A 19,026-nucleotide genomic window follows, 5' to 3' on the forward strand; every position below is an offset into this window, starting at 1 on the left:
GGCCCGGTCACGCGGCGCCGAGGGGCCGCGCCGGTCCCGGGCGCCGCGCCAGGGTCCGGAAGGCCGAGACCGACCAGACCAGCGTCGCAACCTCGGAGGCCAGCAGGCCGGCGAGCGCGGTGGCGGGCGGCAGCAGCAGGAGCGCCGGCACCATCACGGCCATCCCGAGGGCGGCGCTCGCCACCGCCCCCGCCGTGATGGTCCGGAACGCCGCCGAGGCCTCGAGATAGGCCCGCGGGATCGCGTAGAGCAGCGACACGGTCACCACCGCCCAGACACCGAGCCCGATCCAGCCCATCGGCTGCGCGGCGAACCGGCCCTTGAACAGGATGTCCTCGACCAGCGGCAGGGCGGCCGCCATCACCGCCCCGTAGGCGAGACAGGCGCTGCCGAGCAGGATTCCGTTGCGGACGACGAGCCGGCGGGCGGCATCGACCTGCCCGGCCGCGAGCAACCGGCTGATCTCGGGCAGGATCATGTTCAGCAGCGCGCTCGCGGGGATGCGCAGCGGCGCGTAGAGCACGATTATGGCGGCGATCGGCGCGTAGGCGGCAGGGCCGGCCAGGAGCGCCAGCAGCAGGGTCAGCCCCTGACCCTGGACCGTCAGGCTGGTGACGCCGGCGAGCGACCACGCCAGGGTCCGCCAGATGGCCCGGTAGCGGGCGCGCGCCCGCGCGTGCAGCGAGAAGCGGATCCGCTCGCGCAGCGCCGCGTAGGCCACCGCGATCGCGACCGCGTGCGCGAGCGCGATCGCCGTGAAGGCCCGATCGAGAAGGGCCGTGCCCTCCCCGTTCAGCCAGCGCGCGACGAGGAGACCGCCGCAGAGTGCGTAGACCAGGTCGCTCAGGCCGGCGATCCGGGGCCGGCCGCGGGCGAGGAGCACGATCCGCAGGTAGCTGCGGAAGGCGTAGAGGCCCACGAAGGCCCCGGCCGCGAGTGCGCCGAGGCCGATCACCGGGATCAGCACGAGGCCGACGGCGGCCGCCATGAGGCCGGAGACCAGCACCGCGCCCGAGCCGAACATCACGTCGTAGCCGAGCGCCGCCGGACGCCCCAGGCTCCGGGCGACGTGGATCGTCGCCGGGACCGCCACCAGGGCCCGGATGTAGGTGATGCCGACCGCTCCGACCGCGAAGACGATGGCGAACAGGCCGTAATCGTGCGCGCCGAGCGCGCGCACCAGCAGGATGTTGAGGAGGAAGTGGAACAGGCTCTGGGTCAGCTCGCCCGACAGGATCACGGCGAACCGCCCCGAGAGGACGGCACGCATCGGTCCGGGCAGGCGGAGGCGGCCGGCGCCCGGGAGCAGGAGCCGATCACCGGGACGCGGCATCGAATCGGTCATGTGGGGGTGGACGGTCTCCGTGTGGGCGCGCAGGCCGGGCGCCGGCGCCGGGAAGCGGTCGGCGGCGCGCAATCGTCTCGCGACTCTCTCCCGGCCCGGCGCTCATGCCGGAGCGTCCGTTTCCGGACCGTCTCAGGTGATCCCCCGGAAGGCACCGGACAGTGCGGCAAGGCAGCGCGCGAGGTCGTCCTCGTCCGCCCAGACGTGCGGGCTGATGCGCAGCGCGCCGGAGCGCTCGCTCACGTAGACCCGGTCCCGCTGCAGGCGATCGACGAGGCCCGTCGGCAGACCCGCGGGTGGCCGCAGACCGAGGATGTGCGGCGCCCGCAGGGAAGCCGGCAACGGCGCCAGGCCGAGGCCGGCGGCCCCGTCCGCCAAGCGGTCCGTCAGCCCGCGCAGCCGGGCGGCGACGGCCGGCACGCCCCATTCGGCTATGTGCTCCAGCCCGGTCACGGCCATGAACAGCGCGACCGGATCGTTGAGCTCGCCCCGGTCGTAGCGGCGGGCACCGGCGGCCGGGGGGCGGTTCCCGATATTCTCCTCGATGGCCGCCCCGTCCTGCCGGTGCGGCGCTGCGTACAGGAAGGCGAGACCGTACGGTCCGAGAGCCCACTTGTAGGTCGGAAAGGCCAGGAAGTCCGGGCGCCACCGGGCGACGTCGACCGGCACGGCGCCCACGGCCTGCGTGGCGTCGATCACCAGGGCCGCGCTGGCGGCGTGGACCGCGGGAGCGAGCCGGTCGAGGTCGATCAGGCTGCCGTCGGTCCAGTGCAGCGGGGTCAGGGTGGCGAGGGCGAGCGGCGGGGCGCCCGGCCGGTCGATCGCGGCCGCGACCGCCGCGGTCCAGTCGCCGTCCGGGGGGCGCGGCACCTCCTCCACCACCAGACCCTGCCGGTCGGCCAGCCGGTCGAAGGCGAAGCGCAGGGACGGGAACTCGTCGGCCACGCGGAGCAGGCGCCCGCCCGGCCGCAGGGTCAGGTTGCGGGCGGCCACCGCCATGGCGTGGCTGACCGCGCCGACGATCGCGATCTCGTCCGCGCCGGCGCCGATCAGCCGGGCGGCCGCAGCGCGCGCCCGCTCGGCCCAGGGCGGGACCGCCGTGCGGGGATGGTCCCAGGGGCGGCTCTTGACCAGGATCCCAGCCTCGCCCGCCGCGCGCACGGCCCGCGGCAGCGGCGACCAGGCGGCGGCGTCGAGGTAGCTGACGTCGGCGGGCATCTCGAAGAGATGGCGCTGGCACGGGAGCGCCGCGGCGACGGATTCGGTGAACGCCATGATGCGCGACAGCCTAGAGGATCGGATCCGCCGGCACCACGGCCCGGACTCCATCGCGCGGCGCCCAGGCCGCAGGCCGGCGCGCCCGGTCCGCGCGGGTCGGCGGCGTGCCCCCTGGCGAACCACCGCATCCTGGTGCTCCGACGCTCGGGCGCCCTGTCGAGCCTCGCGAGACGCGACGGGCTGGTGGACTCGCCGAGGATCTGACCGTGATCCGCCCGAACGACGCCCGGCCCGACCGGCCGCGCCGGGTGTTCGGCGGGGGCGGCAGCTGAGCTGTTGTTCCGGGCCGTGAGCCTGTAGAGCCTCGGGACACATCGCCACGACCCGACCGAGACCCCGTGACCCTGCTCGCCGATCGCGCCCCCGCCAAGGTCAACCTGACGCTCCACGTCCTCGGCCGCCGCGTCGGTGACGGCTACCACGTGCTCGAGAGCCTCGTCGCCTTCGCGGGCACGGCCGACCGCCTGACGCTGGATCCCGCGGCACCGCTCAGCCTGACCGTCAGCGGCCCCACCGCCGGCCCCGCCGGCCCGACGGACGACAACCTCGTCCTGAGGGCCGCCCGGGGGCTCGCCGCCCGGGTGCCGAACCTGCGCCTGGGCGCCTTCCACTTGGTGAAGCGCCTGCCGGTCGCGGCGGGGATCGGCGGCGGCTCCTCCGACGCCGCCGCGGCCCTGCGCCTGCTGGCGCGCCTCAACGGGCTGCCCCTCGACCACGAGGCCGTCGGCGCGGTGGCGCGGGAGACCGGCGCCGACGTGCCGGTCTGCCTCGACCCGCGGGCCCGGATGATGCGCGGCGCGGGCGAGGCGATCGGGCCGGTCCTCGGCCTCGCACCGCTGCCCGCGGTGCTGATCAATCCCGGCGTTCCGGTGCCCACCGCCCCGGTCTTCAAGGCGCTGGGCCTGAGCGTCGGCCAGGATCTCGCGGGCTCGCCGCACCCGACGATCCCGCGGGCCATGGCGAGCGAGCCGCTGCTCCGGGCCCTGGCCGGGGCCCGCAACGATCTGGAGGCGCCGGCCCTGACCGTGGCGCCGGTGATCGGCGACGCGCTGGCGGCCCTGCGCGCCCAGGGCTGCCGCCTCGCGCGGATGTCGGGCTCCGGCGCGACCGTGTTCGCGCTGTTCGCCGACCGGCGCGCGGCCGTCCGGGCCGCCGCCGCCCTGCGCGCCGCCCACCCGGGATGGTGGGTGGCGCCGACCTTCCTGCGCTGACCCGGCCCGCGGGCGGCGTTCAGCCGGGCTCCGCCTCGTACACCGTCACGACGCCGCGGCCCTCGGGCACCATCACGCGCCAGCCGCGCGCCCGCGGCAGGTCGCCGGGATCGATCGCGCTGGCCCGACCGGTCCCGACATCGTAGGTCGCGAGCCGGCCGTCCGAGATGCGTCCGCGCAGATACGCCCGGCCGTCGCCGAGGTGGAGCGCGGCCGGAGCGGCGGTGACGCCGAGGGCGACGTCCGCGAGGGCGCCGCTCGGCGCCAGGACGGCCCCCGGCAGCGCCAGCACGTCGGCCTCGGGAGCGATCTCGGACGCGACCCGCAGGTGGCCATCGACCGCGTGACGGCGGTTCAGCAGCAGGGCCTCCCGACGTCCCTCACGCTGCACGACGAGGGCGAGATCCGGCCCGTCCCGGCCGGCGATCAGGTAGACGCGGCCCGGCGCGAGCCGATCGAGGCGAGTGGTCCGGCCGGGACGGTGCAGGTCCAGGGTCATGCTTCCATCCGCGCGCGCCGCTCACCCCGCCCCTTCCGGTAGAACGCGCGACGCTCGGCTTCGGCCCGAACTACGGTGGCGCGCACCTGGAGCAGGTCTTTGCGGGTCAGGAGCCCGACGAGGCCGCCGGTGCGCGGATCGGTGACCGGCAGGCGCCCCTGCCCGGCCGACAGCATCACGTCGAGGGCGTGCGAGACCACGTCGCCCGGATGGACGACGGCGAGATCGGCGTCAGAGACGCGCTCGCCGAGGGTGCCCGCCTCGGCCTCGCCGTCGCGCTCCTCCAGGGTCCAGCGCAGGGCGTCGCTGCGCGAGACGAGACCCACGGGCCGGCCCGCGCCGTCGACCACCGGATAGGCGTGGTGGGCACCGGTCTCGATCGCCGCGAGGGCGTCGGCCAGGGGCAGGTTCGCGTCGAGGGTCTCGACCGTGCGGGTCATCACCGCCTCGACCCGGGCGAGTTCGTAGGGATCGATCCCGTATTCCCGGGTCACGTGCTGCCCGCGCCGGGCGATCTTCTCGGTCAGGATCGAGCGCTTGAGGAGGAGGACGGTCACCGCGTAGGCCGCCATGGTGGCGGCGAGCAGCGGCGCCAGGGCGGCGACGTCGCCGGTCACCTCGACGGCGAAGACGACGCCGGTCAGCGGCGCCGGCAGGGTGCCGCCGAGCATCGCCGCCATGCCGATGAGCGCCCAGAAGCCGTGGGCGCCCGGCAAGAGGAGGCCGATCAGCCAGCCGACGGCGCCGCCGAGGATCAGCAGCGGCGCGAGCACGCCTCCGGACGTGCCCGACGACAGGGCGGCGAGCCAGATCACCGCCTTCACCACGAGGATCAGCACGACGGCGTTCGCCAGCATGTGGCCGGAGAGCAGGTCGTGGATGACGTCGTAGCCGACGCCGAGCGCCCGGGGCTCCACGAGGCCGCCCAGCCCGACCACGACGGCGCCGAGGGCGGGCCACCACATCCAGTGGAGGGGAAGCCGCCCGAAACCGTCCTCCAGCGCGTAGAGCGCCCGGGTCAGCGCCCCCGAGATCAGGCCGCAGGCGACCCCGAGCAGCGCGCAGGCGGGCAGCCCCCACCAGGGCAGGGCCGGATTGTCGGCGAAGGGGAAGAGCGGGCCGGCGCCGAACAGGGCCGGCCGCCAGCAGGCCGCCGTGACCGCCCCGACGGTCACCGGGACGAGGCTGCGCGGCCGCCACTCGAACAGTAGGACCTCCACGGCGAGCAGCACGGCCGCCACGGGCGTCCCGAAGATGGCGGTCATGCCGGCCGCCGCGCCCGCCACCAGCAGGGTCTTCCGCTCGGCGGCGCTGAGATGGAAGAACTGGGCGAAGAGCGAGCCGACCGCGCCGCCCGTCACGATGATCGGCCCCTCGGCGCCGAACGGGCCGCCGGTGCCGATCGCCACCGCCGAGGAGAGCGGCTTGAGCACGGCGACCTTGGGCGACATCCGGCTGCTGCCGATCAGGATCGCCTCCATCGCCTCCGGGATCCCGTGGCCGCGGATCTTCTCCGAGCCGTAGCGCGCCATGGCGCCGACGATCAGCGCCCCGATCACCGGGATCGCCACCATCCAGGGCCCCGGCGCCGCGCCGGCCAGGGAGGTCAGGTCGGTGTCGAGCCGGCCGTACCAAGCGAGGTTGGTCACGAGGCCGATCAGCGTGAGCAGGATCCAGGCGGTGCCGCTGGCGGCGGTCCCGGTGACGACCGCCATGCCGGCCAGCGTCAGGACCCGCCGGTCCGCGCTGAAATCTCCCAGCGCCCGCCGCGACGGCCTGCCGTCCCCGCTCCCGCTCCCAGTCCCGCCGATCATCAGGGCCTCCTTTCCTCGCGGCGGCACTTATGTCGTGATCCGATATATTCGACAATGGCTCGACCGTTGCAGCCGGGACAGGACTGCCGATACGACGCAGCATCGGCGGCTCGGACGATTCACCACGGAGGCGATCATGGAGGCCGATGCCCCCGGAACGGCGGCGCTGTCGCGGGAGCAGTACGCGGCGCTGGCGGATTTCCGATTCCGTCTCCGCCGCTTCCTGGCGTTCAGCGAGGCCGCGGCGGCCCGGGAGGGGCTGCCGCCGCAGCAGCATCAGGCGCTGCTGACGCTCGCGGGCCACGTCGGGCGCGCGCCCGCCACGGTCGGCCTGCTGGCCGAGCAGCTGCTCATCGCCCCCCACAGCGCGGCCGAGTTGGTCTCCCGCATGGTGGAGGCCGGCCTGCTGACCAAGACCCGCGCCGTCGAGGACAGGCGGCGGAGCGAGCTGTCGCTGACGCCGCGCGCCGAGGCCCTGCTGCGGACCCTCACGGACGCGCATCTCGCGGAGCTGCGGGACCTCGCCCCCGCCCTCACCGAGGCCCTCGGGCCCGTGACGCGGTGAGGCCGACGCGCGCCGTCAAGCTGGCGGAGGTCGGTGGCCGTCGACGCGGGAGCCGAGGGCGCCCGCCCTCAGCGCGCCCGCGCCACGCAGAACTCGACGGCCCCGAGGAGCGCCGCCTTGACGGGCCCGTCCGGGAAGATGTCGAGGGCGGCCCGGGCCTCGGCGCCGTAATGGTGGGCGCGGGCCACGGTCTCCTCCAGGGCGCCGTGGCGCTGCAGGAGGTCGAGGGCGGTCTCCAGGTCGGTCTCGCCGATCTCGCCCTGCTGCAGGGTGCGCCGCCAGAAGCCGCGCTCGCCCTCGCTGGCCCGGCGATAGGCCAGCACGATCGGCAGGGTGATCTTGCCCTCGCGGAAATCGTCGCCGACGTTCTTGCCGAGCTCCGCGGAGGTGCCGCCGTAGTCGAGCACGTCGTCGATCAGCTGGAAGGCGATGCCGAGATTCATCCCGTAGGACCGGGCGGCCGCCTGCTCGGCCTCGGGCCGGCCGGCGAGCACCGGCCCGACCTCGCAGGCGGCGGCGAACAGCTCGGCGGTCTTGCCGCGGATCACCGCGAGGTAGGCGGCCTCGTCGGTCTCCAGGTTCTTGGCGTTGGTGAGCTGCATCACCTCGCCCTCGGCGATCACCGTGGCGGCGGCCGAGAGGATGTCGAGCGCCTTGAGCGAGCCGACCTCCACCATCATCCGGAAGGCCTGACCGAGCAGGAAGTCGCCGACCAGCACGGAGGCCTCGTTGCCCCACTTGATCCGGGCGGCGACGCGGCCGCGCCGCATGTCGCTCTCGTCGACCACGTCGTCGTGGAGGAGCGTGGCGGTGTGCATGAACTCGACGCTGGCGGCGAGCTTCACGTCGCCGTCGGTGGCGCCGGCGTAGCCGCAGAGCCGGGCGCAGGCCAGCGTCAGGATCGGGCGCAGGCGCTTGCCGCCGGAGGCGATCAGGTGGTTGGCGACCTCGGGGATCATCGCCACGTCCGATCCCGTCCGCGACAGGATCGTGGTGTTGACCCGCGCCATGCCGTCGGCCACCAGCGCGACGAGGTCGTTGAGCCCCGCCTCCGCCTCGGGCTTCGGATTCTCGATGGAGAGGGCCATACCCAAGATCCGTGACCTCCAGACCGGTCGCCCCGCAGGGGGCGGGCGATCCCTTCGCACGCGCCCCGCGGCGCCGCAACATCGTCGCCGGCCGGATATGGGGTGTCGCCAGCGCGGATCTCACGCGACGAAACCGCCGATCCCCGCCCGTTCCGGAGCCGCGCCGCGATGATCGAGCTGATCCGGGCCAACGACGTCGTGCTGATCGGGTTCGCCCGCTCGGTCCTCGAGGCGGCCGAGATCCCGGTCCTCGTGGCCGACAGTCACATGAGCCTGATGGAGGGGTCGATCGGCGTCTTCGGTCAGCGCCTCCTCGTGCCGCGCGACCACGAGGCCCAGGCCCGCCGCCTGCTGACCGATGCCGGCATCGCCCACGAGCTGCGCCAGCCGTGACCGCCGAGGCCGGCAGCGGCGCCGATCCCTTCCTCGGCGGCCGCCTGCGCCTGCACCAGCCGCCGCGGGGCGCGCACCGCGCCGGGACCGACGCGGTGCTGCTCGCCCGACTGCTCGCGCCGCGGGCCGGGGACCGGCTCTGCGACGTCGGCGCCGGGACGGGCGCCGTCGGCCTCGCCTGCGCGGCCCTGGTGCCGGGCCTCCGGCCGACCCTGGTCGAGCGCGACCCGGTGCTCGCCGGGCAGGCCCGCGCCAACGCGGCCCTCAACGGCATCGACGCGCGAGTCCTGGTCGCCGACGTCCTCGCGCCCGCGGCGGAACGCCGCGCCGCCGGTCTGCTGCCGGACAGTTTCGACGTGGTGCTCACCAACCCGCCGTTCTTCGCGGCCGGCGATCACCGCGCCTCGCCGCATCCGGGCCGCGCCGCCGCCCACACCTTCGCGGGCGGCGATCTCGACGCCTGGATCCGCGCCTGCACGGCGATCCTGCGGCCCGGCGGGCGCCTGGGCCTCATCCACCGGGCGGACGCCCTCCCGGCCTGCCTCGACGCGCTCCGGGGCCGCTACGGCGGGCTGGCGATCCGCCCGGTCCATCCCCGCGGCGACGCGCCCGCGATCCGCGTGCTGATCGCGGCGACCCGCGGCAGCCGCGCCTTGCCGAGCCTGCTGCCGCCCCTCGTCCTGCACAGCCCCGACGGCACCTTCACCGACGAGGCCGAGGTGCTCCATCGCGGCGCGCCGTGGCCGGCGCCCTGATCGCCCGCGTCACGCCGCGAGGGCGGCGGGCTCGGCGTCGCGGATGCCGAGGAACCGCTCGACCTCCGGAAGGTCTGGGAAGGCGAGGAATTCCGGGCGCAGCGGCTCGGGCAGGCCCTCGAAGTTGAGCCCCGGGAACGTGTCGGGATGCGGGTAGAGCTGCCAGGCCGCGCCGGGCTCGACCGGGGGGAACAGGATCGCGACCTTCTCGGCGCCGAGGCGGACGATCCGCGTCGGGCTGTACGACAGCGTCTCGATGCTCCAGCCGTGGTGGGAATCCCGGCGGGCCTTCATGGTGCGGCGGCTCGTCGCGCGATGCATGGCGGTCTCCTTCGGTGGGGGTGGAAGCGGGATCAGGCGGCGCTGCGGCGTCCGGCGCGCTTCGGCCAGCCCAGCGCCACGAGGCGGGCCTTGGCGTAGTCGCGCACCTCGTCGCGGGTGCCGGGCGGCATCGTCGCCAGGACGGCCTGGGTGGCGCCGTCCAGCATCAGGTCGGTGACCGCGTTGATGGTCTCGGCCTCGTCGATGCGGCGCTTGAGGTCGCCCTCGGCCTCGGTCACCTCGTCGAAGGCGGGCGCCTCCTCGAAATCCTCGTCGACGGCCCGGACCGGGACCTGATGGGCCCGGAACTCGTCGGCCTCCTCCTCGGAGTAGACGAGGCCGTGCAGCTCGATGAGCTTGAGGATGACGCGGTCCTTCCCGCGCTTCTCGGCCATGGCGTAGACGTAGGCCGCCTGCTTGCCCGAGACGCGGTAGTTCACGTTGACCAGCGCCTCGCCCATGGACCACTCGACCCGCTCGGTCCCGGGCTTCGCGCCGGGCAGCCGGCCGGTCACCAAGATCACGGCCTCGTCGCGCTCGGCCCGGATGACGGTCGGCGGCTCGAACACGATGCCGGCCTGGGCGGCGATGCGCTCCAGGGTCTTGTGATAGATGACGGCGGTCCCCTGGACGCGCCAGACGTTGCCCCCGAAGGGCTCGCCGTAGCGGACGAGGATGTCGGCGATCTGCTTGTCGGCGGTTCGCATGGGGCGCTCGGTCCGTCAGGGTGAGGTCGCGTCGTCCACAGCTTTTATCGGGGACGCTCTTTCGTTCTCTTTTTGTTCACATCTATATGCGCAATCCGCCCGCAATACGCAAGGCTCGGACGCGAAAAGCTGCGGCCGCGGACGTGCGTCATCGTCGGACACGTGCGGGCGTGGCGCGGGTCCCCGCTCCCGTGCGGGAGAGCGCGTGCGTCGCGGATGTCTCAGGAAGACGGCTCGTTGTCGGCGCAGTCGTACAGCAGCTTTTCGGATCCGAAGTCCCGACGGGGTCCGGCCCGGCGCACGATGCCATTGCGGCACCCCCGCCGCCTGCGCCGCCGACCCGCATTGTTGCTGCACCGCACCCTAGGCTAGACCGCTTCCACGATGTCCGAGACAGCTGCCGCGATGACGCCTTCCCTCTGGACCCGCCTGTCGAACCCCAGCCACTTCATGCGGTGGTCGGGGGCGCTCGTGCCGTGGCTGACGGCCCTGTCCCTCGGCGTGCTGGCCCTGGGCCTGTACCAGACCTTCTTCGTGGTGCCGCCCGACTACCAGCAGGGCGAGACGGTGCGGATCATGTACATCCACGTCCCGGCGGCGTGGCTCGGCGTGTTCTTCTACGGCGCGATGAGCGTGTCGGCGATCGGAACCCTGGTCTGGCGCCACCCGCTGGCCGACGTCGCCCAGCGGGCGGCCGCGCCGATCGGGGCCGCCTTCACGCTGATCTGCCTCGTGACCGGCTCGCTGTGGGGCAAGCCCATGTGGGGCACCTACTGGGTCTGGGACGCGCGCCTGACCTCCATGCTGATCCTGCTGCTGATCTACTGCGGCATCATCGCCCTGTGGCGGACCCTGGAGGATCCGAACCGCGCCGCCCGCGCGGTCGCGATCCTGACGCTGGTCGGTGCCGTGAACCTGCCGATCATCAAGTTCTCGGTGAACTGGTGGTCGACGCTTCATCAGCCGGCCTCGATCCTGCGCATGGGCGGCTCCACCATCGATCCCTCGATGCTCCACCCGCTGCTGGTCATGATCGCCGCCGCGACCCTCGGCGGGATGACCCTGCACCTCTACGCGATGCGCACCGAGATCATGCGCCGCCGGGTGCGGACGCTGACGATCCGCGAGGCCGAGCGCCTCGACCGCGCCCAGCCGCGCCTCACCCCGACACCGGCCGCGATGCCGGTCGGGCAGCCGGTCTAGGAGGACCGCGATGGATCTCGGGTCTCACGGCGGCTTCATCCTGGCCGCCTACGCGTTCACGGCGGTGGTGATGGTCGCCCTCGTGGGCAACGCCCTGCGCGACCGCCGGGCGCAGCGGCGCGCCCTCAGGGGCTTCGGCGAGGACCGGCGATGAGCGCGCCCCTCGACGACACCGCCGGCCGGACACCGCCGGTCCGCCGCTCGCTGCTGCTGATCCTGCCGGCGCTCGTCTTCGCGGCGCTCGCCGCCGTGCTGTTCCTGCGCCTGCGCTCCGGCGCCGACCCGGCCGCCCTCCCCTCCGCGATGATCGGCAAGCCGGTCCCGCGCTTCGACCTGCCCGCGATGCCGGGGCTGACCGCCAACGGCGCGCCCGTGCCCGGCCTGTCGAGCGCGGACCTCAAGGGCCAGATCACCGTGCTCAACGTCTTCGCCTCGTGGTGCGCGCCCTGCCAAGTGGAGCACCCGATGCTGATGCGGCTGGCGAAGGAGCCCGGCATCCGGCTCGTGGGGATCGACTACAAGGAGCCGAACCCCGAGGCCGGCCAGCGCTTCCTGACCCGGCACGGCGTGCCGTTCAGCGCGGTGGGGGCCGATGCCGGCGGCCGCGCGGCGATCGATTTCGGCGTCTACGGCGTGCCCGAGACCTTCATCATCGGGCCCGACGGCGTGATCCGCGACAAGCTGGTCGGCATCCTCACGCCGGAGAATTTTTCCAGCGTGCTCGCCCGCATCCGCGCGGCCGGCAAGGTCGCGGCGGCGCAGTAGGCGTCACGCCTCCGGCTGCGCCTTCTTGCGCTCGTAGCGGGTGAGCAGCGGCGTCTGCGCGAGGGCGAACAGCACGGTGATCGGCATGATGCCGAACACCTTGAAGTTGACCCAGAAATCCTCCGTCTGGGTCCGCCAGACCAGCTCGTTGAGAGCCGCCAGCACGAAGAAGAACACGCCCCAGCGGAAGGTGAGCTTCCGCCAGCCCTCGTCGGTGAGGCTGAACATCGAGTCGAGCACCACCGACAGCAGCGAGCGCCCGAACACGAGGCCGCCGAGCAGCACGGTGCCGAACAGGGCGTTCACGATGGTCGGCTTGACCATGATGAAGGTCTTGTCCTGCAGCGCCAGGGTCAGGCCGCCGAACACCACCACCACCACGCCGGACACGAGCGGCATGATCGGCAGGCGGCGCACCATCACGTAGTGGATCGCCAGAGCCACCACGGTCGCCGCGATGAACACGCCCGTGGCCACGAACAGCTTCTGGTCCGGGGCGACGCCGAACTTCTCGGAATAGGCGTTGCCGAGGAAGAACAGCACCAGCGGCCCGAGTTCCAGCGCCAGCTTCACGAGCGGCGGCAGGTGGCGGTGCGGGGGGACGGATTCGATCTGCATACGCTCGGTTGGCTCGGCTGCGGCGCTCACGGTCGGCTGAGAGCGTCGGACGGGATTCGCCGGGGTGTGTGGAACGCGGAGCGCGCGATGTCCATGACATCGCGCACCTGAGACCTTCGAGCGGCCGCCGCCTAATCCTTCTCCAGCCCGGCGATCGCCCGGGCGAAGTCGCGGGCCGCGAAGGGCTCCAGATCCTCCACGCCCTCGCCGACACCGATGAAGTGCACCGGCAGGCCGAACTTCGCCGCCAGCGCCACCAGGATGCCGCCCCGGGCGGTGCCGTCGAGCTTGGTCATCACCAGGCCCGAGACCGGCGCGGCCTGCGAGAACAGCTCCACCTGGCTGAGCGCGTTCTGGCCGACCGTGGCGTCGAGGACGAGGAGCGTGGCGTGCGGCGCCTCCGGGTCCTGCTTGCGCAGGACCCGGACGATCTTCTCCAGCTCGGCCATCAAGCCGGCCTTGTTCTGGAGCCGGCCGGCGGTGTCGATCAGCAGCACGTCGGTGCCGGCGGCGCCCGCCTGCTTCAGGGCGTCGAAGGCGAGGCCCGCCGCGTCCGCCCCCTGCGCGCCACTCACCACCGGCGTGCCGGTGCGCGCACCCCAGACCTTGAGCTGGTCGATCGCCGCCGCGCGGAAGGTGTCGCCGGCCGCGAGCATCACGGTGCGCCCCTCCGCCCGGAGCTTCGAGGCGAGCTTGCCGAGCGTCGTGGTCTTGCCGGCGCCGTTCACGCCGACCGTCAGGATCACGAAGGGCTTCCGGGCGGCGTCGATCGTCAGCGGCACCGCCACGGGCTCCAGCGCCCGCTCCACCTCCGCGGCCAGGATCGCCCGGACCTCGTCGGGCGAGATGCCCTTCTCGTAGCGGCCCTTGCCGACGGCCTCCGAGACCCGCATCGCGGTCTCCAGGCCGAAATCGGCCTGGATCAGGGCGTCCTCCAAGTCCTCAAGGGTCGTGGCGTCGAGCTTGCGCTTGGTGAACAGGCCCGTGACCCGGTCGGACAGCGCCGACGAGGTCCGCTTCATCCCGGAGGTGAGGCGGCTCCACCAGCCCTTGGCCTCCGGCTCGCGGTCCGGTCCGGCGCCGGCGTCGTGCGCGAGGGCCGCGGCGCTGTCGACCGGCTGGATGTCGGGTTGGGAATCGGGTTGAATCTCGGGCTGCACGTCGGCAGCCGGCTCCACCACCGGCTCGCGGTTCATATCACCCGTATCGACCGGGTCGGCGCCGTGCGCGGGATCGTCACCGGCGGTGCCGGCCGGCGGACGCTCCGGCTCGCCCTCCACGGGCAGCAGGTCCGCACCCTCGACCGCGTCCGGGACCGGCTCCCCGGTCTCCTCGGGCGGCAGCGGGACGTGGGTGACATCTTCCGCGGCGGTGGCGAAGTCCGGCTCCCCCTCGGAGGGCGAGGCCGCCCCGGCCGGAAGCTCGGCCTCGGGCTTGTCCTCGGCCTGATCCTCGGCTCTGTCCTCGGGCGCGGGCTGGCCTTTGCGCCCGAACAGGCGTCCGAACCAGCCGGGCTTCTCCTCGCTCGCCATGAAATCGCGTCCTCGCCCCACCTTGCCCCGCCGACACCGACCCTCTAGCCGATCCGGATGTCCAACGCCTTCGACATAGGCGCGCGCCTCCTCTACCGCGATGCCCTGCTGCTCGTCATCGACAAGCCGGCGGGTTTGCCGGTCCATCCGGGCCCCCGCGGCGGCGAGACGCTCACCGATTACCTCGACGCGCTCCGGTTCGGCCTGCCCCGCCGGCCGGAGGCCGCGCACCGGCTCGACCGCGACACCTCCGGCTGCCTCGCGCTGGGCCGCCACGCCAAGGCTCTGGCGCGGCTCGGGAAGCTCTTCTCCGGCAGCGCCGTCGACAAGACCTACTGGGCGATCGTGGCCGGCGGTCCCGCCGAGGAGGAAGGCAGAATCGACCTGGCGCTGGCCCGCCGCTCGGACGATCCGCGCTCATGGTGGATGAAGGCCGACCCCGCGGGGGACCCGTCGCTGACGCACTGGCGGGTGCTCGGCCGCGCCGGCGGGCGGACCTGGCTGGAGCTGAAGCCGGTCACCGGCCGGACCCACCAGCTCCGGGTCCACTGCGCCGCCTCCGGCTGGCCGATCCTGGGCGACGCCGTCTACGGCGGCGCGCCCCGCGGGAGCGCGCTGCACCTCCACGCGCGGGCGCTGTCGATCCCGCTTTATCCTAAACGGGAGGCCATCACGGTGACGGCGCCGCCCCCACCGCACATCGCCGAAGCCGTGGCGACGATGGGCGCGTGAGCCTCGCATCATCGCGAGCGCAGCGAAGCGACCCAGGGCAGCGCGACATCGGGAGACCTGGCGCCGCTGGATTGCTTCGCTCCGCTCGCAAAGACGGCGGCGGGCACGATTGAACATGCGCCTGGACCGCATCCGTCCTTTCGGGGCCGGCACGGAGCGTCACAGGCCAGGAAGACCGGGCGCTAGGCGCCGATCAGCCGCGCCCCGTCGTGCCCCGCGATGGCGATGCTGTGGAACGTCCCGGGCGCCTCATCGGCCGCCAGCCGCACGGCCGTGAAATCCACACTCCGCCCGACGCCGCCGCGCTCCGCCAGCACCGTGAGGCGGCGGCCGACCTGGGCGTCGAGGTGCCGCCGCAGGGCACCCGCACCCGCCTCGCGCAGCCGCGCCGCCCGCGCACGGATCACGTCTGGCGCAACCGGCGGCATGCGCGCGGCCGGCGTGCCGGGACGTGGGGAATAGGGGAAGACGTGCAGGTGCGTCAGGCCGCATTCCACCACGAGGTCGAGGGAGCGGGCGAACTGCGCCTCCGTCTCGGTCGGGAAGCCCGCGATCAGGTCGGCGCCGAGCACGATGTCGGGCCGCAGCCGCCGCACCGTCTCGCAGAAGCGGACCGCGTCGGCGCGCAGGTGCCGGCGCTTCATGCGCTTGAGGATCAGGTCGTCGCCGGCCTGCAGCGACAGGTGCAGGTGCGGCATGAGCCGCTCCTCCTCGGCGATCGCCGCCAGCAGGGCGTCGTCGGCCTCGACGGAATCGATCGAGGACAGGCGCAGGCGCGCGAGGTCGGGCACCGCCCGGAGGATCGCCCGCACGAGGCCGCCGAGGGACGGGGCCGGGCCGGCGAGGTCGCGGCCGTAGGCGGTTAGGTCGACGCCGGTCAGCACCACCTCGCGCCCGCCCCGGGCCACGAGGGTCTCGACCTGCGCGATCACGTCCGCCTCCGGCACCGAGCGGGAGACGCCCCGCCCGAACGGGATCACGCAGAAGGTGCAGCGGTGGTCGCAGCCGTTCTGCACGGGCACGAAGGCACGGGTGTGCCCGGCGACCGCCTCGACCCGCGTCGGCTCGGCCGTTCGCGCCGCCATGACGGCGCCCGGGCCGGTCGCGGCCGCCGACCAGCCCTCCGGCCGCAGCTTCTCGGCGTTGCCGACGAGGCGCGCGACCTCCGGCATGGCCGCGTAGGCCTCCGTCTCGACCTCGGCGCCGCAGCCGGTGACGACGATCTCGGCGGCGGGCCGCTCCCGGGCGATGCGCCGGATCGCCTTGCGGGCCTGCCGCCCGGCCTCGGCGGTCACCGCGCAGGTGTTCACCACCACGCGGTCGCGCCCGTCCGCAGCCGCGTGGGCCCTCAGGGCCTCGGACTCGACGGTGTTGAGGCGGCAGCCGAAGGTGAGGGTCTCGACCGCCATCAGGCCGCGCTGTCGAACAGCTCCGGCGCCAGGGTCCCCTCGGCGACGAGCGCGACCGGACCGGTCATCAGGACGTGGTCGTCGGCGCGCCACTCGACGAACAGCTCGCCGCCCGGCAGCGCGACGCTGGCCTGTCGGCCGATCATCCGCAGGCGCGAGGCGGCCACCACGGTGGCGCAGGCGGCGGTGCCGCAGGCGAGCGTCAGCCCGGCCCCCCGCTCCCAGACGCGGAGCTTGATCGTCTCGCGGCCCGTCACCTGCGCCACCGAGATGTTGGCGCGCTCCGGGAACAGCGGGTGGTTCTCCAGCATCGGGCCGATCCGGGCGAGGTCGAAGCTGTCCGGATCCTGCTCCACGAAGAACACCGCGTGCGGGTTGCCCATGTTCACGGCGCCAGGCGAGTGCAGGATCGGGTCGTCGATCGGGCCGATCTGCAGCTCGATCCGCCGGGTATCGGGGAACGGCTCGGACAGGGGGATCTCGTCCCAGGCGAGCCGCGGCCGGCCCATATCGACCGTGAAGGCGCGTTCCGAGACGCGGCGCACTCCGAGCAGGCCGGCCTTGGTCTCCAGGGTAAGCCGGCCGCCCTCGGCCGGCCGCGCCATGGCCGGGTCGTCGAGCATCGCGTAGGCGACGCAGCGCGTGCCGTTGCCGCAGGCGCCCGATTCCGAACCGTCGGTGTTGTAGATGCGCATGAACGCGTCGGTGCCCGGGCTCACGGGATCGTGCAGGACCATCAGCTGATCGAAGGTCGAGCCGGGATCCTGGGCGATCGCCCGCGCCTCCTCGGGCCGGACTTTCGCCGCGGAGCCGCGCAGGTCCAGCACCACGATCGCGTTGCCGGCGCCGTGCATCTTCAGGAAGCGTCTGTGGGCGAGTGCGCTCATGCGGTCCCGCGGTTGGAGGAAGGCGCGGGCTATATCGCAAAAGCCGTTGCCCGGCGCGAGGGGTGCCACGGCGTGGCAGATGCGCCGCACCCGCGGCTCTCGTCCGCGGCGCCCTCGCGGGCCGTCCCGTTCGCCACTAGGTTACGCCGCGGGAGCCCGCGCGATCATCCGTGGGCCTCGACCGGAGCGCCATACGTGATCCGCCTTCGTCCGCTCGTCGCCCTCTCGGCCGCCCTCGTGCTCGCGTCGGCCGGCCCGATCGCCGCCCAGCAGCAGCCCGCGCCGCCGCCCTCCACGGCGCCCGCGCCGGCCCAGACGAACCCGCTGCCGACCACGACCGCGCCGAACCCGGTCGCGGACCCGGACAAGAGCGCGGCCCCGGCCCCGCAGCAGTCGGTGGCGCCCCCGCCCGCGGGCCAGTCTGCGGCGGGAACGCCCCCGGCCACGAGCACGGGGACACCCGGCCGGCCCACGCTCATCGAGAAGGCCGGCGAACCCGGCGACGTCGACGAGGTCACCCTCCCGGCCAAGCCCGCCGCGATCCTGTCCGGCAAGACCAAGTGGGAGGAGGCCGTGCCGAACCTGAAGCAGGCCTTCGCGCGGATCGAGGCCGACCTCGCCAAGCTCGGCGTCGCGCCGGCCGGCCGGCCGCTCGCGGTCTTCACCCGCACGGACGACGACGGCTTCGAGTTCGAGGCGATGGTCCCGGTGGCGGCCGCGCCGAGCCCGGCACCGGCCGAGACCGACGGCCTGCGCTTCGGCACGACGCCCTCCGGTAAGGCGCTGCGCTTCGCCCACAAGGGCTCCTACGAGTCGATCGACAGCACCTACGAGACGCTGACCGCCTACCTCGATGCCAAGGACATCGTCGTGCAGGACCGGTTCGTGGAGGAGTACGCCACCGACCTCAAGGACAGCACCGACGACAGCCTCGACGTGAACATCTACGCGCTGGTGAAGTAGGCGAGCGCGGGCCGGCGGCGGCGCCCTTCGGTCGCGACGACCGCCTCGGACTCGAGCGCGCCCTGCTCTCCGCTGGAAGCGCGCGGACCCGACGATGCGGACAGATCGCCGCTGCCCCGTATCAGCAGGAACAGGGGCGGCGGCTGCCGGATTCGCCCGACATGCCCGCCGCCGACCTCAGATCCGCGACCGTCCCGCGTTCACGCCGCAAGGCGGTCCCCGCCGTCGCGGATCCGGCGCTGGCCGAGAAGGCGCTCGCCGTCCACGCGCGGCTCTGCCCGGTCTACGGCTGCCCGATCCCGTACTTCCACAGCCTCGATCCGGTCAGCGAGCTCGTCTCGTCGCTCCTGTCGCACCGGACCCGCAATGCCGAATCCGGCCGGGCCTTCAAGGCGCTGCGGGCGCGCTTCCCCGACTGGGACGCGATGCTCGACGCGGACGTGCCGGAGATCGAGGCCGCCATCGCGGGCGTGACTTGGCCGGAGCTGAAGGCGCCGCGTATCCGCGACGTGCTCCGCGCCCTGCGCGACCGGCACGGCAGCCTCGACCTCGCCTTCCTGGCCGACATGGAGGTCGAGGCAGCGCGGGAATGGCTGCAGGCGATCCCGGGCGTCGGGCCGAAGACCAGCGCGGCGGTCCTGTCCTTCTCCACCCTGCGGATGCCGGCGCTGCCGGTCGACAGCCACCATCACCGGGTCGCCCAGCGTCTCGGGCTGATCGGCAGGCGGGTCGATGTCGGCCCGTCGCACCCGATCCTGCGGGCGCAGCTCCCCGCGGACTGGAGCGCGCAGGACCTCTACGACAATCACGAGATCCTGATGCTGCACGGGCAGAAGGTCTGCCATCATCATCGCCCGGCCTGCGGGCGCTGCGTCCTGGTCGACCTCTGCCCCAGCGCGAAGCTACCCACGCGGGAGCCGTGAGCGCGTCCTTGACCATTC

21 protein-coding genes are annotated in these 19,026 nt (G+C 73.8%); 10 read left to right on the plus strand and 11 right to left on the minus strand.

Features of this window, described 5'->3' with window-relative positions; translation table 11 throughout:
• Positions 1–7: 7 nt before the first annotated feature.
• Positions 8–1,417, minus strand: coding sequence for an MATE family efflux transporter (locus ACX9MN_RS21305; RefSeq protein WP_489725349.1), 1,410 nt, complete (start codon positions 1,415–1,417; stop codon positions 8–10).
• Positions 1,418–1,477: 60 nt separating this feature from the next.
• Positions 1,478–2,620, minus strand: a complete 1,143-nt coding sequence (locus tag ACX9MN_RS21310) for an aminotransferase class V-fold PLP-dependent enzyme (RefSeq protein WP_489725350.1) — start codon at positions 2,618–2,620, stop codon at positions 1,478–1,480.
• A 341-nt stretch (positions 2,621–2,961) separates the two neighbouring features.
• Between ACX9MN_RS21310 and ACX9MN_RS21315 the strand changes: the two genes are divergently transcribed.
• Complete coding sequence (locus ACX9MN_RS21315) at positions 2,962–3,834, plus strand: 4-(cytidine 5'-diphospho)-2-C-methyl-D-erythritol kinase (protein WP_489725351.1); 873 nt, start codon at positions 2,962–2,964, stop codon at positions 3,832–3,834.
• Between the two features lie 19 nt (positions 3,835–3,853).
• On the opposite strand, the gene ACX9MN_RS21320 is transcribed toward ACX9MN_RS21315, so the two are convergent.
• A complete protein-coding gene (locus ACX9MN_RS21320) occupies positions 3,854–4,333 on the minus strand; it encodes a hypothetical protein (RefSeq protein ID WP_489725352.1) in 480 nt (159 codons plus the stop codon).
• Positions 4,330–6,147: a chloride channel protein gene (locus ACX9MN_RS21325; RefSeq protein WP_489725353.1), complete on the minus strand. Its 1,818-nt coding sequence runs from the start codon at positions 6,145–6,147 to the stop codon at positions 4,330–4,332. The genes ACX9MN_RS21320 and ACX9MN_RS21325 overlap by 4 nt, the downstream gene beginning before the upstream one ends.
• 136 nt (positions 6,148–6,283) lie before the next feature.
• Here ACX9MN_RS21325 and ACX9MN_RS21330 point away from each other — a divergent pair, with 136 nt between their 5' ends.
• A complete protein-coding gene (locus ACX9MN_RS21330) occupies positions 6,284–6,712 on the plus strand; it encodes a MarR family winged helix-turn-helix transcriptional regulator (RefSeq protein ID WP_427507349.1) in 429 nt (142 codons plus the stop codon).
• Between the two features lie 68 nt (positions 6,713–6,780).
• Here the strand turns inward: ACX9MN_RS21330 and ACX9MN_RS21335 are convergent, their stop codons facing one another.
• The gene (locus ACX9MN_RS21335) at positions 6,781–7,800 is read right to left on the minus strand and encodes a polyprenyl synthetase family protein (protein WP_100250641.1); all 1,020 of its coding nucleotides are present in this window, start codon (positions 7,798–7,800) and stop codon (positions 6,781–6,783) included.
• A gap of 168 nt (positions 7,801–7,968) precedes the next feature.
• Here ACX9MN_RS21335 and ACX9MN_RS21340 point away from each other — a divergent pair, with 168 nt between their 5' ends.
• Together ACX9MN_RS21340 and ACX9MN_RS21345 are read left to right on the plus strand one after the other, a co-directional pair.
• Positions 7,969–8,193, plus strand: a complete 225-nt coding sequence (locus ACX9MN_RS21340) for a putative signal transducing protein (RefSeq protein ID WP_026604550.1) — start codon at positions 7,969–7,971, stop codon at positions 8,191–8,193.
• Positions 8,190–8,948 carry a tRNA1(Val) (adenine(37)-N6)-methyltransferase gene (locus ACX9MN_RS21345; RefSeq protein ID WP_489725354.1) on the plus strand — a complete coding sequence of 253 codons (759 nt, stop codon included), beginning with the start codon at positions 8,190–8,192 and terminating at the stop codon, positions 8,946–8,948. The genes ACX9MN_RS21340 and ACX9MN_RS21345 overlap by 4 nt, the downstream gene beginning before the upstream one ends.
• Positions 8,949–8,957: 9 nt before the next feature.
• On the opposite strand, the gene ACX9MN_RS21350 is transcribed toward ACX9MN_RS21345, so the two are convergent.
• Positions 8,958–9,269 (minus strand): hypothetical protein, encoded by a 312-nt coding sequence (locus ACX9MN_RS21350; RefSeq protein ID WP_020090705.1) that lies wholly within the window; start codon positions 9,267–9,269, stop codon positions 8,958–8,960.
• A gap of 32 nt (positions 9,270–9,301) precedes the next feature.
• Complete coding sequence (locus tag ACX9MN_RS21355; RefSeq protein ID WP_056531636.1) at positions 9,302–9,976, minus strand: hypothetical protein; 675 nt, start codon at positions 9,974–9,976, stop codon at positions 9,302–9,304.
• A gap of 405 nt (positions 9,977–10,381) precedes the next feature.
• Here ACX9MN_RS21355 and ACX9MN_RS21360 point away from each other — a divergent pair, with 405 nt between their 5' ends.
• Genes ACX9MN_RS21360 through ACX9MN_RS21370 form a run of 3 tightly spaced genes read left to right on the plus strand, consistent with a single transcriptional unit; the run spans position 10,382 to position 11,944 of the window.
• Positions 10,382–11,179: a heme ABC transporter permease gene (locus tag ACX9MN_RS21360; protein WP_100250638.1), complete on the plus strand. Its 798-nt coding sequence runs from the start codon at positions 10,382–10,384 to the stop codon at positions 11,177–11,179.
• A 10-nt stretch (positions 11,180–11,189) separates the two neighbouring features.
• On the plus strand, positions 11,190–11,333 hold the full coding sequence (gene ccmD / locus ACX9MN_RS21365; RefSeq protein WP_020090708.1) for a heme exporter protein CcmD: 144 nt from the start codon (positions 11,190–11,192) through the stop codon (positions 11,331–11,333).
• Positions 11,330–11,944, plus strand: a complete 615-nt coding sequence (locus ACX9MN_RS21370; protein WP_489725355.1) for a DsbE family thiol:disulfide interchange protein — start codon at positions 11,330–11,332, stop codon at positions 11,942–11,944. Before ccmD ends, ACX9MN_RS21370 begins: the two co-directional genes overlap by 4 nt.
• Positions 11,945–11,947: 3 nt before the next feature.
• Here ACX9MN_RS21370 and ACX9MN_RS21375 read toward each other — a convergent pair whose 3' ends face one another.
• Entirely contained in the window at positions 11,948–12,562 is a 615-nt protein-coding gene (locus ACX9MN_RS21375; protein WP_091679240.1) for a septation protein A, read from the minus strand.
• A gap of 131 nt (positions 12,563–12,693) precedes the next feature.
• Entirely contained in the window at positions 12,694–14,094 is a 1,401-nt protein-coding gene (ftsY, locus tag ACX9MN_RS21380) for a signal recognition particle-docking protein FtsY (RefSeq protein WP_056531628.1), read from the minus strand.
• A 57-nt stretch (positions 14,095–14,151) separates the two neighbouring features.
• Between ftsY and ACX9MN_RS21385 the strand changes: the two genes are divergently transcribed.
• Positions 14,152–14,826: an RluA family pseudouridine synthase gene (locus ACX9MN_RS21385; protein WP_489725356.1), complete on the plus strand. Its 675-nt coding sequence runs from the start codon at positions 14,152–14,154 to the stop codon at positions 14,824–14,826.
• 182 nt (positions 14,827–15,008) lie between these two features.
• On the opposite strand, the gene mtaB is transcribed toward ACX9MN_RS21385, so the two are convergent.
• Both mtaB and dapF read right to left on the minus strand, forming a co-directional pair.
• Positions 15,009–16,235: a tRNA (N(6)-L-threonylcarbamoyladenosine(37)-C(2))-methylthiotransferase MtaB gene (gene mtaB, locus ACX9MN_RS21390; RefSeq protein ID WP_354456144.1), complete on the minus strand. Its 1,227-nt coding sequence runs from the start codon at positions 16,233–16,235 to the stop codon at positions 15,009–15,011.
• A complete protein-coding gene (dapF, locus tag ACX9MN_RS21395; RefSeq protein WP_091679253.1) occupies positions 16,235–17,122 on the minus strand; it encodes a diaminopimelate epimerase in 888 nt (295 codons plus the stop codon). Before dapF ends, mtaB begins: the two co-directional genes overlap by 1 nt.
• Before the next feature lie 195 nt (positions 17,123–17,317).
• Here dapF and ACX9MN_RS21400 point away from each other — a divergent pair, with 195 nt between their 5' ends.
• Together ACX9MN_RS21400 and ACX9MN_RS21405 are read left to right on the plus strand one after the other, a co-directional pair.
• A complete protein-coding gene (locus tag ACX9MN_RS21400; RefSeq protein WP_091679256.1) occupies positions 17,318–18,085 on the plus strand; it encodes a GyrI-like domain-containing protein in 768 nt (255 codons plus the stop codon).
• Positions 18,086–18,246: 161 nt separating this feature from the next.
• Positions 18,247–19,008, plus strand: coding sequence for an endonuclease III domain-containing protein (locus ACX9MN_RS21405; RefSeq protein WP_091925525.1), 762 nt, complete (start codon positions 18,247–18,249; stop codon positions 19,006–19,008).
• Positions 19,009–19,026: the final 18 nt, after the last annotated feature.

Source organism: Methylobacterium sp. 1A (genome assembly GCF_058072805.1).